The organism is Desulfuromonas thiophila (assembly GCF_900101955.1).
GTDB classification, from domain to species: Bacteria; Desulfobacterota; Desulfuromonadia; order Desulfuromonadales; family Desulfuromonadaceae; genus Pseudodesulfuromonas; species Pseudodesulfuromonas thiophila.
Genome location: NZ_FNAQ01000013.1, coordinates 58,136 through 70,871, shown reverse-complemented (window position 1 = coordinate 70,871; position 12,736 = coordinate 58,136). Strand labels below are relative to the sequence as shown.

Genomic DNA, 12,736 nt, shown 5'->3' with positions numbered 1-12,736 from the left:
AAGTAGTATTTGCCTTGCTCGACCAGTTGGCGCACCTGGGGGGTTTTATCGACGTAGAGGTAGCCTTCCTGACGGATCTCGCTGAAGGTCTGGATGCCGATGGGCAGTTTTTTCAGGGCGGTCATGGAGAGTTCTCCTTGGGGCGGGTTCTCCTTTATGCTGCCAGGGTGCGCCGCCATGATAGCAGAGATGCTGGCAGCCTGCAGCCGCGATGGGCGGTGCAAGGGATGATCGCGGCTGAAAACCGCTCAAAACCACCCCCCCTTATCAGGGGGGAAGCTCTGGTCCAGCGGCGATCGCGCCCTCAACAGCAATGCGCTGCCACAGCGGCTGCGCCATCAGCCCGCCATCGTCAAGCGGCACAGCTGCTCCAGGGCATCACCTTCAGCACTGCCATCGAGCATTTGCGGTTGCGGCCGGCTAAGTTGCTGACGCAGGCTGGCGTGCTGCACCAGCTGGAGCAGATGACGGTGAAATTCCTGTTGATCGCGGTAGAGCAGACCATTGACCCCCGGTTGCACCAGAGCGCGGTTACCGGGGATATCGCGTGCCAGGATCGGTCGCCCCAGACAGGCGGCTTCCAGCAACGCACCGGAAAGGCCCTCGGATTCGGAGTGATTAAGCACCAAGGCACTCTGGCGCAGCACGTCGGCCATGGCGTCCGGAGCGATGACGCCAAGGTAGCGGGCCAGGGGCTGCTGTCTGACGGCCGCCAGAAAACATCGGCTGTAGCTTTCATCGAGAACAGGACCGCAAAAAGCCAGCAGACAGGGCGGCAACAACCTCTCTGGCGGTAGCGCATTGTACCAGTGCAACAGATCAAGCACGCCTTTTACCGGTCGCAGCCCGGCAGGACAAAGCAATACCAGGGTGGTCGGATCTATGCCGTAATGCTGCTGCAGCGAACAGGGCTGCCGCCCCAATTGCACCGAAACCGGCAGGGCACGCAGTCGCTGACAACACTGGGGCAATCGTTGACCGAGTTGATCCAGCAGCTGCGGATTATGCGCCGCGACAACGGTGGCGGTTTGCAACACCTGCCGGATGACTGGCGCCTGATCCGGCAGATCGAGCCCTTGATTGACATCGGTACCACTGAGAACGACCAGGGCCGGCGCTAGCCGGCCGCTTTCGAGCCACAGGCGACCGCTGCGCCAGGCATGAATCAGCAGGAGCACCTCGGGCTGAAACCGCTGACAGGCAGCCGCAAAAACGGCGGCATCGGCCGGCGCCAGCAGGGCTTCAACCTGATGGCCGCGCTGCTGCAGCAAAGCCTGATAGCGGCGGGCGCTGTTGGCGTTGCCGGTAGCAGCCTGGGCCTCGGGGCTACAGAGCAGAATGCGCACAGGAGGCTCCGAAACTGGTCAGCTGAATGCCACAGCGGACAACGGTTTCACGCAACCGGCTGGCCCGCAGGGCCCGTTGTTCCCGCCGGCGGGATGGCCCGCCAAACGGTTGACCCGGATCAATATCGCCGGGATGAACCATCAATTCCCAGCATCCTCCCGGTAGCTGATGCAGCAGACGCACCAGCCGTGCCTCATTAAGACGATCGAGCAAGGTCATGCCCCACAGACCATCCGGCGCAAACAGCCCTTCCTGATTGATCGCCTGACGTAAGGCCGGCGCCAGCTGGCGGTACAGAGCCAGCTCGGCAGCCAGTTTTGTCCCCAACACGGACGCACGCTGTTGCGCCAGCGGTTCAGCCGGCGCCGCCAGCCGCACGGCGGCAATGCCCTGACGGCGGCACAGCCCCAACAACAGCGGCATCAGAGCCGGGAACAGGTGCCAATGCTGGTGGGTATCGCAATGATCCGGCCGCAGGCCGGCCTGCAGCAAACGCTGCAACTGTGCCTGCAGTTCCCGCTCGACGGCTCTGCTGTCGAAGGCCCCCTGCGCAAAACGCCGGCGCGCAGCCTGTTTACCAAGGAAGTGGCCCTGGGCGTCTGTCAGTCCGCCGACAGGGCCACAGAGAGCGCGGCCTTCAGACAAGTTGAAATGCACACCGCAGGGCAATTGCCGGTGCCGCACGAAACGGGCGGCAGAAACGAAGGTAGCGCCATTGGCCATCAAAGAAACACTGGTAACCAGACCGCGCAGCACCGAACGGCGAATGCCCCGGTCACGCCCTGGCGCCCAGCCAAAATCGTCGGCGTTGACAATCAACCGCACAGAAGCGCTCATACCTCTTCGCCGGCTGCGCAGACAGGCAGACGCAGCAGATAGACGGTAACCGCCAGGGCAATACCGATCAGCAGCATCTTCAGCCACAGCTGGGTCAGCAACAGCAGCACCGAGATGCCAATAGACAGCCACAGCAGGCTGATGGCCCGGATCTTGGCCCGCAGGGGCATGCCCTGACCGGCCAGATAGCCCCGCACCAATGGTCCCAGGTGGGGATGGTCCAGTAGCCAGTTATGAAAGCGTTCACTGCTGCGGGCAAAGCAGGCGGCCGCCAGCAACAGCAATGGCACCGTCGGCAACAGCGGCACAAACAGGCCGAGTACGGCCAGAACGGTACTGCACAGCCCCAGGGACAACAATAGCAGGCGCACCACCGCCGGGCGCACCATTTTGTGCCCATCCTGCAAGGACTTATTGTCTTGCTGTACAGTCATTTAAAATGAACAAGCCTTTGATATAAGGATGTTGCATTATCTACCGCAAAATCGTCTTGTCTGCCAACGAAACACCAGCATGGCTTGCACGGCGCGCCAGGGTCGCGCCATAAAGGCGTACGAATGTCCATTGAAGCAGCGAAGCGATTCCAGCAACGCAGCCGTTGGCGTGCGGTGCGACACCATCGTTACTCACTCATATAGCAAAAAAGCGGGCGCGCCAGTTGGCTGACGGGCAGCTGCAGAAGCCTGGTCGGCCGTTGCTGCAGTTGTTGCCACAACAGCCGCTTGCGGCTGCCGGTGAGCAGCAGGCAGCGATAGCGGGCGGCATTGATCAGCGGCAGAGCAAGACTGATGCGCGGCACCGGCGGCTGACCGATGGCGGCGGTCTCGGCCACCACCAGGGCGCCCTGAACAGCCGCTGCCGGTCGACCGGGAAACAATGAGGCAACGTGGCCATCCTCACCCATGCCCAGCAAAACCAGATCGAAACGCGGCAGGTCAATACCACCGGCCCAGACATGCAGGCGCAGCTGATAGTCCCGCGCACCGGCCAGAGCGCCCAGCTCGCCCCGCATCCGCAGCCAATGATCGTCGGCCAGCGGCAGATCGCCAAAGGTGGCGCGGATCAGGGCCCAGTTGCTCCGATTATCGTGCGGTGGCACGGCCCGTTCATCGCCTTGCAACAGCCAGGTATGCGCCCAGGGCATCTGGCTGCGCCAGGGTTCCTGACCGAGCAGGCGGTAGAGCGGCAGCGGTGTACCACCGCCGCTGAGCACCAGGCTGAAACGGCCACGCTGGCGCACACAGCGACGCGCCAGCCGTACCAAAAAACTGGCCAGACTGCGCGCCAGGGCATCAGGAGAATCAAACTGGCGATCGGCCATGACAATCCTTCAGATATTCAGCAGACGGGCCGTCAGAGCGGCGGCTTCGGGCGGGCCCCAGCTGCCGGCGACATAAGGCAACAGCGGCTGACTGCCACAGCGGCCGAGAACCGGCTCCAGATAGGCCCAGCTTAAGGCGACGCCATCCTGACGCCAGAACATCATATGATCACCCTGCAGACAATCAAGCAGGACTTTTTCATAGGCGTCAAGACGGGCCTGCAGAGGTGCCTGGGGGTAATCGTAACACAGTTGCACCGGCGCCAGACACGCCTTACCACCAGGGCTTTTGGTCTGAAGATGCAAAGCGATACGTTCCTGCGGGTAGATTGCCAGCTCCAACCGGTTGGCCGGAATCGGCGCTGACAGCAAATGGCCGAACAGGGAATGGGGAATCTGCTTGAACTGAATGTGAATGGCGGTCTGTTTCGCGGCCAGACGCTTGCCCGACAGCAGATAAAAAGGAACCCCGCTCCAACGCCAGTTGTCGATATAGAGCTGCAGCAGGGCATAGGTGGCGGTGCAGGAATCCGCCGCCACACCGGCTTCCGCGCGATAACCAACCACAGCCTGGCCATCGATCTGGCCGGCCTGATACTGGCCCAACAGCAGCTGTGGCGCAGGATCGCCCGTCGAAAAGGGCCGCAGGCTACGAAACAGCTTGGCTTTTTCGTTCTGGACCGTTTCAGTTTCAAAACGGCTGGGCGGCTCCATGGCCACCAGGGCCAGCATCTGCATCAGATGGTTCTGAAACATGTCGCGCAGTACCCCTGCCCGATCATAATAGCCGGCTCGCTGACCGACTCCCAACTGTTCACTGGCGATAATGGTGACAGAGTCAATGTAACTGCGGTTCCACAGGGGCTCGAACAGGGCATTGGCAAACCGCAACATCAGCAGATTCTGGACGGTTTCCTTGGCCAGATAATGATCGATGCGGAACAGCTGATCTTCGGCAAAAATCTGATGGAGACTGGCGTCGAGGGCAATGGCGCTGGCCAGATCATGGCCAAAGGGCTTTTCGATGATCAGGCGGCTGTAATCCGGCGCCGTCGCCTGCTGCAACCCGACCGCACCCAGCTGACAGGCGACGGTCGCATACTGGTCGGGCGGCAGGGCGCAATAAAACAGGCGGCTGGCAGGCAAACCCGGTTGCCTAAGCCAGCTGGCCAGATCCTGCCAGTCGGCCTGTTGGGCATAATCGAGCCGGCGGTAAGCCAGAAGGCGCGCGAAACGTTCCCACTCCTCCATAGTCAGCGCGCGCTGCTGACGGATCGCCACCAGCATCTGTTCACGAAAATGGTCGCTGGTTAAAGCCGTGCGACCACAGCCCAGGATTTGACAACCGGACGGCAGTGCGCCGAGCTCAAACAGGTTATAGAGCGCCGGCATCAGCTTGCGGCGGGTCAGATCGCCGGAGGCTCCGAGAATCACCAGGGTACAGGGCCGCAAGGCCTCGATACGAAAAGGCTGGCATTGGCCATAGGCCCCCGCCAGGACGTCGGGCTGGGATGCTGTCATGGTGAAGCCTGCGACTCGGCAGATGATTTGACCGCATGGCCGCCAAACTCGCGCCGCAGCGCCGCCAACACCCGATTGCTGAAGGCATCGGGCTGGCGCGATGCGAAGCGCTGAAACAGCGACAGAGCGATGACCGGCGCGGCGACTCCGGTTTCAACGGCCTGCTGAACGGTCCAGCGCCCTTCGCCGGAATCCGCCACATAACCAGACAGCTGCTGCAGGCGGCTATCGTCCGTAAAGGCATGTTCCAGCAATTCCAGCAACCAGGAGCGCACCACGCTACCCTGATTCCACAGATGAGCAACAGCCGCAAAATCAAGCTGATCACCATAATCCGATGCCTCCAATACGGCAAACCCTTCGGCATAGGCCTGCATCATGCCGTATTCGATGCCATTGTGCAGCATTTTGACAAAATGCCCAGCGCCGGCAGCGCCACAGTAGAGATAACCCTGCGGCGGAGCGAGACTGACCAGCAGGGGTTCAATCCGATCAAAGGCGCTGCGACAGCCGCCCACCATCAGGCAGTAGCCTTCACTTAAACCCCAGATACCACCGCTGACGCCAGCATCACAAAAAAGCAACCCCCTGGCCTCAAGCTGGTCCGCCCGCCGGCAGGCGTCTTTGTAGTAAGAATTCCCACCATCTATCAACAGATCGCCCGGAGCAAGCAACGGCACTAACTGATCAATCAGCGTATCGACCGCCACCCCGGCAGGCACCATCAGCCACAGTTGCCGAGGAGGTGTCAAACTGGCCACCAGTTCCGTCAATGATCCATAGGCAGAGACGGAAGACTCCCGTGCGGCCAGCTCCTGCGCCCGTTCAACCGTCCGGTTCCAGACACACAGCTGATGCCCATCACGAGCCAGCCGCCGCGCCATGTTCATGCCCATTCGCCCCAATCCCAGCATTGCCAGCTGCATACCATTCTCCTGTCAACAATAATTCCGATCATGCTTCTACTCCGCTATCCTCTCACAGGGTAGCAGGTTTGCGGCATCTGTCAGCTGCACCCTGCCAGACACAAAAAAGCCCTGACATTTGCCAGGGCTTTTTGTGTCTGAACCGAAATAACAGGGCTAAAGCAGAACAGCAACTGCCTCGCGGGCTGCTGCCAGAAAGCTCTGAGGCAAGGCACCGACCAGAATAATGGCCAGGATAAAGAACAGCCCCATGGCCTGAGTGGTCAGCGGTAGGGCAATGGGCTCCTGATCATCATCAGCAGCCGTGTAGGCAGCGCGCGCCAGCTTCAGATAGTAGAACGCGGCCACCGCGGCGTTGATCACGGCAAGAATCACCAGGGCGTAAAAACCCTTGTGGATAGCGCCGGTGAAGATCATGAACTTACCAATAAAACCGATAGTCGGCGGAATGCCGGCCATACCGAAGGCCGATACCAGCAGCGTAAGCGCCAGCAGCGGAGAACGGCGTGACAAGCCCTTGAGATCGTCGAAAGTGACGTTCTGGCCTTCCGGCGCGATGTTGTAGATCACATAGAAGCAGCCGAGATTCATCAGCAGATAACCGATAACGTAAAACACCGCTGCTGCCATGCCCAGTTCATCGACCGACAGGATGCCGAGCATCACATAACCGGCATGGGCAATACTGGAATAGGCCAGCAGGCGTTTGAGATCGGTCTGCACCAAGGCAGTCAGATTGCCGAGGGTCATCGACAGCACGGCAATGCTGGCCAGCACCCAGGTCAGCTGGGTGATGTCAGCACCGGCCACGGCCACCAGCCGCAGCAACAGCAGCACAGCGCCGGCCTTGGGCAGGGTAGCGACAAAACTGGCCGTCTCGTTAGCCGACCCCTGGTAGACATCCGGCGTCCAGAAGTGCATCGGGAACAGCGCCAACTTGTAGAAGAAACACGTCAGCACCAGCACCGAGGCAAGAATTGCCAGCGGCTGGGTAGCAACCAGAGCCGGCATCACCTGCGCCAGCTCGCCCAGATAGGTGGTATGGGCCAGACCGAACAGATAGCTCATGCCATACAGGGTCAAGCCCGTGGCGGCAGCTCCAAACAGCACATACTTGATGCCCGCCTCGACATGCATGCGGCCCTGACCGCTGCGAAACGGGATCACCACATAGAGGGCATAGGATGAGATTTCCAGGCACAGCAGCAGGGTCAACAGTTCTACGGCGCTGCTGAGCATGACCAGCCCAAGGGCACTGATGCCAAGGAACATATTATATTCGGCATGCAAGCGACTATCGATACCGGTAAGGCCGCGCCCCAGACCATAGATCAGGAACAGACCTGAGACGATAACGATCTTGAACAGCTGTGACAGGGTATCGACCTGATAGGCATCGAAGAACAGGCTGCCCTTGGCGCCATAGCTGGCAATCGCGGCGGCCAGGGTCAGCGCAGTAAGGGCAAGGCTGACCAGCTGGATGGTACCGGTGCGGAACTTGCCCAACGTCATGAAGAACAGGACGAGGACCATCACCATCAGTGCCAACTCGGGCAAAAAGACTGTGTTCAGCATAATCGATCCGATTCTGTAGTTAGAAGCTTACAAGGCTCTTGACCCAGGCCCCGGCCTGGTTCAACAGGGCATGGTGATGACCAGGATGCGCGGCCTCCGGCAGCAAACTGCCAGCCTCGACCTGCTGTGTCAGATGGGCAATGCTACTGTCCATCATTTCCAGCAGAGGCGTCGGGTGCAGGCCAATCCAGAACACGAAGATGGTCAGGAACGCCAGCTGAAGAATCTCGCGGGCATTGCAATCCTTCAAGGCATGGCCGTGATCATCGCCATGACCATGGCTGTCACCATGGCCGTGACCTTCATCATGGTGGTGGGCATGACCATCGGAGTCATCCCACACCATCTTCTGCAGCAGGCGCAACATGTAGGCGGCTGCCAGAATGGCACCGGGAATGGCAGCGGCACCAACCAGCGGATACTTTTCAAAGGCCCCGAACAACACCAGGAACTCACCAACAAAGCTGTTGGTGCCGGGGAAGGCCAGCGATGAAAGGGAGAAGATACCGAGAAAGGTAACATAAATGGGCATGAACATGCCAAGCTTGTTATTATCGGCAATCTCACGACTATGTGTTCGTTCGTAGATCAGGCCAATCAGAATAAAGAGGGCACCGGTGGTGACCCCGTGATTGATCATCTGCAGCATGGCGCCCTTGATACCAGCATCGTTGAGCAGAAAAATCCCGAGGGTAACAAAACCCATGTGGCCAACGGATGAATAGGCAATCAGCTTCTTGATGTCGGTCTGGCCCAGAGCCAGGTAGCCGCCAACGATAATGCTGATAAGCGACAGGATGATCAGGTACGGCATGCAGTACAGGGTAGCCGCCGGCGCCATCGGCAGACAGAAGCGCAGGAAACCGTACCCGCCCATCTTCAGCAGGATGCTGGCCAGAATGACCGAACCGGCAGTGGGGGCCTGAACGTGAGCGGCCGGCAACCAGGTATGGAACGGGAACATCGGCATCTTGATGGCAAAGCCCAGGGCGCAGGCCAGAAACACCCACAGCTGAAATGCAAAGCCGTACTGGTGCTCCATCAATTCCGGAATGAAGAAGGTGCCGGTTTTGATGAACAGGGCGATGATCGACACCAGCAGAAAGATGCTGCCGGCAAAGGTGTAGAGGAAGAACTTGATGGAGGCATAATCCTTCCGTGCACCACCCCAGATGGCGATGATCAGGTACATCGGCACCAGCATGCCTTCCCAGAAGATGTAGAACAGCACCGTATTGAGGCTGACAAACACGCCAATCATGGCCGTTTCCATCAACAGGGTGACGATCATGAACTCCTTCATGCGGGTCTGGATATAGGTCCAGGAGCACAGCACGCAGAGCGGCATGATGAAGGTGGTCAGCAGCACCAGCAGCACGCTGATACCGTCAACGCCAACCACATAATCCAGGTTCAGCGACGGGAACCAGTGGCGTAACTCGACAAACTGGTACTTGGCCGTGGTTTTGTCGAAACAGGTCCACAGCGGCAGGGAGATCACCGCCGTGACCAGCGTGACCGCCAGACTCCAGTACTTGATCAGGGTATCGCCACGCAGAAACATGGCGACGACGGCCCCGATCAGCGGCACCAGCAGCAGCAGCGACAGGACCGGGTAGCTCAGCGTGTTCAGGATTAGATACTTTTCCATGACTTCCTACTGTCGTATGAGAAGGTTGCCGAGGCAACAGACTAGATTAACACCACCACGATCAGCACCAGGAACAGCAGGCCAACAGCGGCACCGATGTAATGCTGCAGCTTGCCGGTCTGGAACTGGCGCACCTGCTCACCACCCTTGATAAAACCTTTAGCGCTGCCATCGAGGGCCCAGTCGATCCCTTCCCAGTCAAACCAGGACAGAGCACGGGCCGCAGCCATGGTGAAGCGCAGACCAACGGTCTGGTAGACATTGCTGACCCACTCGTTGACAGCATGGATCGGATTACGGGCCAGCCACATGAACCAGCCGGCACCACGACGGTAAAACCAGTCGAGGTCGAGATTGGAGACATCATGAGGCTTGAGGTACTTGACCATGATGTAGAAACCCAGACCGGTAAAGCCCAGCAGGTGGAAGGTTTCCGTCAGGTGGTAACTGCTGTACGGATGGTAGTCCACGGCATAGGGCAGCATGTTGTAGAGATAATCCGGATAGACGCCGAGGAAGATACACATAAAGGCGGCCATGAACATGCCAAGCTGCATGTTCCAGCAGGCTTCCTTCGGCTGCAGGCCACTATCCTTCGGCCCAAACCAGATGAAATAGGGCAGTTTGATCCCGACCGACAGGAAGGTACCGACGGCCGCCAGCGACAGCATCAGCATGAGGATCAGCTGGTGGTTGTTGCCCGCGGCGGCAATGATCATCGACTTGCTGACAAAACCACTGGTCAATGGGAAACCGGAAATGGCGATGCCGCCAATCACGGTGAAGATCATCGACAGAGGCATGTATTTATACAGACCACCCAATTCGTTGAGCTTGGAGCGGCCGGTCATCTCCAGCACACTGCCAACCCCCATGAACAACAGCGCCTTGTAAAGGATGTGAGCATAGGCGTGGGCGCAGGCCCCATTGATGGCCATTTCCGTGCCGATGCCAACACCGCACACCATGTAACCGACCTGACTGACGATGTGATACGCCAGGATACGGCGGGCATCATTTTCAATCACCGCGTAACCGACGCCATAGAGCGTCATGATGGCACCAAGGATCGCCAGAGCCTCAAAACCGGCGAAACCGCGCGCCAGCACATAGACAGCAGTCTTGGTGGTGAAGGCGCACATGAACACGGCACCGGTCACGGTCGCCTCGGGATAGGCATCGGGCAGCCAGGCATGGATCGGTGGCACGGCAGCATTGAGCATGAAGCCGATCATGATCAGGTATTCGGCCAGCCCGGCAGCATCAGGCGAGATCAGTTCAAAGCTCAGATCATGACCATTCTGGTAGCGCAGGAAAATGCCACCAAGCAGAACCAGGCCACCGAAGGTGTGCACCAGCAGATAACGGAAACCAGCCTCGATGGACCGCTTCTTCTTGCGGTACCAGACCAGAAACACCGAGGCAAAGGCCATCAGTTCCCAGAAAATGAATACCGTCAGGTAGTCGCCCGCCAGGGTGGTCCCCAGGGAACCGGCAACATACAGCCAGGCAGCGATGTGTTGACCGCTTTCCTTCACATGCAGCCCGAAGATGCTGCCAATCAGCGCCATCAGGGTGAAGACATGAAGGAAAACCATGGTCAGCTGATCGACCCGGCCGAATTGGAGTTTGAACCCGAGCCACTCCACCGCACCAAAGGATTGCGGCAGATAGCGGATCTGCAGGAAAGCCAGCAGGGGCACCACCACCAGCCAGATCTTCTGGGCATTGAACTTCTTGAACAGCGGCAGCAGCAGCGCGCCGACAATGAACAATGCTGCGGGATGCATAAAGATACTACTTGTCATAATAGTCCGTGTCCCTCTCCAGCCAGACGTGCGACAGGCCTTTACAGAATACGATCATCAGCAGGCAGCCGATCAGTCCAAAGATCGCCCAGAAACCGATAATGTTGTCGCCCCAGAAGTGGGCATGATGCCGATCGGCAAAGAAATCGAACACCAGGGCAAATGCCAGGTAGGCCATGAACAGCCACTTGAGCATGGCCGGCCGTTCACGCAGGTAGGTTATGACGTGTACAATCATGACTTCACCATCAGGTTAATGAGGTCAAGGAACAGATCGGGGTAGATACCGACCAGCACCGATATAGTCGCCGTGATGACCAGAGGCACGACCATGAACAGGATCAGCGGCTTCTTCTCCAGGCTGCCGGTAACGCCCTGGTCAGCCGGCAACGGCTTGCCGAAGAAGGCCTGCAGCACGATGGGTACGAAGTATCCGGCATTGAGCAGACTGCTGGCCAGCAGCACACACAGCAGAATCCAGTTATGGATGTCCATGGCGCCAACCAACAGGTACCACTTGGTCACAAAACCACCAACCGGCGGTGCCCCAATCATGCCAAGGGAGGCGATACCAAAGGCCACCAGCGTCCAGGGCATGCGGTAGCCCAGCCCACCCATCTCGGAAATATCCTTCTTGCCACTGGCGACAAAGATGCAGCCGGCGGCGAAGAACAGGGTGATCTTGGCAAAGGCATGGTTGGCGATATGGATCAGGCCACCGGTAATGGACGCCGGTGTCAGCATCGCAACACCCAGGATGATGTAGGACAGCTGGCTGACCGTAGAGTAGGCCAGTCGCGCCTTGAGATTGGTCTTGGTCAGGGCGATGATCGAAGCGGTCAGGATGGTAAAGGAGACAAAGTAAGCGGTAAACAGCCCCAGTCCGGTCTCTGCCAGGATATCGGTACCAAAGGTTGACAGCATGACGCGGCAAGTGGAGAAAACGCCGACCTTGACGACGACGACGGCATGGAGCAGGGCGCTGACCGGCGTCGGTGCCACCATGGCATCCGGCAGCCAGTTATGCAGCGGCATGATACCGGATTTGGCGAAGCCAAACAGGCACAGCAGGTAGGCCACGCCAACCATGAAACGACTGGCCTCAGCCGGGAAGATGCCTTGAGCGATGTTGGCGGTCTGGAAGTCAAGAGTACCGGCCAGCACATAGATAATAATCATGGCCGGCAGCAAAAACGCCTTGGAGGTGAACATCAGGTAAACGATGTACTTCTTGGCGCCGGCGTAACCCTCTTCATCCTGATGGTGCATAACCAGCGGATAGGTGAAGATCGAAACAATCTCGTAGAACAGATAGAGAGTAAAGAGATTGCCGGCAAAGGCAGCACCCATGGCAGCACCGACCGACACCGCGTAGCAGACATAAAAACGGGTCTGGGCATGCTCGTTCAGGCCCCGCATGTAACCTACGCAATAAAGGCTGGCCAGAATCCACAGGAACGATGCCACCAGGGCGAACACCACGCCCAACCCGTCGAGATTGAGCTTGACGCTGATGCCGGGATACAGTTCAAACAGGGTATATTGCATCTGGCCGCCGTCGAGCACCACGGGCAAAAAGTTCAGCACCGACGCAAAGGTCAGCACCGCACCCAGGGTCGACCAGCTGTCGCGCAGATTCGGCTTCTTCCCTGAAAACATGACCAACAGACCCGTAATCATCGGGATCATCATGGTCAGTACAATCTTACTTGTGATTATCGTGTTCATTACAAGTGCTTTCTCAGGTGGT

12 protein-coding genes are annotated in these 12,736 nt (G+C 58.7%); all 12 read right to left on the bottom strand.

Annotated features, from left to right (window positions below):
* Positions 1-125: AAA family ATPase (locus tag BLR80_RS13405; protein WP_171906412.1), on the bottom strand; the 125-nt coding region annotated here is incomplete at its 3' end.
* 213 nt (positions 126-338) lie between these two features.
* Positions 339-1,346: a GPMC system family 4 glycosyltransferase gene (locus tag BLR80_RS10065; RefSeq protein WP_092079511.1), complete on the bottom strand. Its 1,008-nt coding sequence runs from the start codon at positions 1,344-1,346 to the stop codon at positions 339-341.
* A complete protein-coding gene (locus tag BLR80_RS10060) occupies positions 1,327-2,184 on the bottom strand; it encodes a carbohydrate deacetylase (RefSeq protein WP_092079508.1) in 858 nt (285 codons plus the stop codon). The genes BLR80_RS10065 and BLR80_RS10060 overlap by 20 nt, the downstream gene beginning before the upstream one ends.
* Entirely contained in the window at positions 2,181-2,573 is a 393-nt protein-coding gene (locus BLR80_RS10055) for a YbaN family protein (protein WP_092079505.1), read from the bottom strand. Before BLR80_RS10055 ends, BLR80_RS10060 begins: the two co-directional genes overlap by 4 nt.
* 233 nt (positions 2,574-2,806) lie before the next feature.
* Complete coding sequence (pgl, locus tag BLR80_RS10050) at positions 2,807-3,505, bottom strand: 6-phosphogluconolactonase (RefSeq protein WP_092079503.1); 699 nt, start codon at positions 3,503-3,505, stop codon at positions 2,807-2,809.
* Positions 3,506-3,514: 9 nt separating this feature from the next.
* Entirely contained in the window at positions 3,515-5,026 is a 1,512-nt protein-coding gene (zwf, locus tag BLR80_RS10045) for a glucose-6-phosphate dehydrogenase (RefSeq protein ID WP_092079500.1), read from the bottom strand.
* The gene (gene gnd / locus BLR80_RS10040; RefSeq protein ID WP_092079497.1) at positions 5,023-5,952 is read right to left on the bottom strand and encodes a phosphogluconate dehydrogenase (NAD(+)-dependent, decarboxylating); all 930 of its coding nucleotides are present in this window, start codon (positions 5,950-5,952) and stop codon (positions 5,023-5,025) included. The genes zwf and gnd overlap by 4 nt, the downstream gene beginning before the upstream one ends.
* A gap of 156 nt (positions 5,953-6,108) precedes the next feature.
* Positions 6,109-7,527: an NADH-quinone oxidoreductase subunit N gene (locus BLR80_RS10035; RefSeq protein ID WP_092079494.1), complete on the bottom strand. Its 1,419-nt coding sequence runs from the start codon at positions 7,525-7,527 to the stop codon at positions 6,109-6,111.
* 19 nt (positions 7,528-7,546) lie between these two features.
* Positions 7,547-9,178: a complex I subunit 4 family protein gene (locus tag BLR80_RS10030; RefSeq protein ID WP_092079491.1), complete on the bottom strand. Its 1,632-nt coding sequence runs from the start codon at positions 9,176-9,178 to the stop codon at positions 7,547-7,549.
* Between the two features lie 41 nt (positions 9,179-9,219).
* A complete protein-coding gene (locus BLR80_RS10025; protein WP_092079488.1) occupies positions 9,220-10,986 on the bottom strand; it encodes a Na(+)/H(+) antiporter subunit D in 1,767 nt (588 codons plus the stop codon).
* Positions 10,976-11,224, bottom strand: coding sequence for a hypothetical protein (locus tag BLR80_RS10020; RefSeq protein ID WP_092079485.1), 249 nt, complete (start codon positions 11,222-11,224; stop codon positions 10,976-10,978). Before BLR80_RS10020 ends, BLR80_RS10025 begins: the two co-directional genes overlap by 11 nt.
* Positions 11,221-12,714 carry a monovalent cation/H+ antiporter subunit D family protein gene (locus BLR80_RS10015; protein ID WP_092079482.1) on the bottom strand — a complete coding sequence of 498 codons (1,494 nt, stop codon included), beginning with the start codon at positions 12,712-12,714 and terminating at the stop codon, positions 11,221-11,223. Before BLR80_RS10015 ends, BLR80_RS10020 begins: the two co-directional genes overlap by 4 nt.
* Between the last annotated feature and the right edge of the window lie 22 nt (positions 12,715-12,736).

Bases quoted from the DNA above. Each gene is read 5' to 3' on its own strand.
- BLR80_RS10060 (WP_092079508.1), bottom strand. From the start codon at position 2,184: ATGAGCGCTTCTGTGCGGTTGATTGTCAACGCCGACGATTTTGGCTGG.
- BLR80_RS10055 (WP_092079505.1), bottom strand. From the start codon at position 2,573: ATGGTGCGCCCGGCGGTGGTGCGCCTGCTATTGTTGTCCCTGGGGCTG.
- pgl (WP_092079503.1), bottom strand. From the start codon at position 3,505: ATGGCCGATCGCCAGTTTGATTCTCCTGATGCCCTGGCGCGCAGTCTG.
- zwf (WP_092079500.1), bottom strand. From the start codon at position 5,026: ATGACAGCATCCCAGCCCGACGTCCTGGCGGGGGCCTATGGCCAATGC.
- gnd (WP_092079497.1), bottom strand. From the start codon at position 5,952: ATGCAGCTGGCAATGCTGGGATTGGGGCGAATGGGCATGAACATGGCG.
- BLR80_RS10035 (WP_092079494.1), bottom strand. From the start codon at position 7,527: ATGCTGAACACAGTCTTTTTGCCCGAGTTGGCACTGATGGTGATGGTC.
- BLR80_RS10030 (WP_092079491.1), bottom strand. From the start codon at position 9,178: ATGGAAAAGTATCTAATCCTGAACACGCTGAGCTACCCGGTCCTGTCG.
- BLR80_RS10025 (WP_092079488.1), bottom strand. From the start codon at position 10,986: ATGACAAGTAGTATCTTTATGCATCCCGCAGCATTGTTCATTGTCGGC.
- BLR80_RS10020 (WP_092079485.1), bottom strand. From the start codon at position 11,224: ATGATTGTACACGTCATAACCTACCTGCGTGAACGGCCGGCCATGCTC.
- BLR80_RS10015 (WP_092079482.1), bottom strand. From the start codon at position 12,714: ATGAACACGATAATCACAAGTAAGATTGTACTGACCATGATGATCCCG.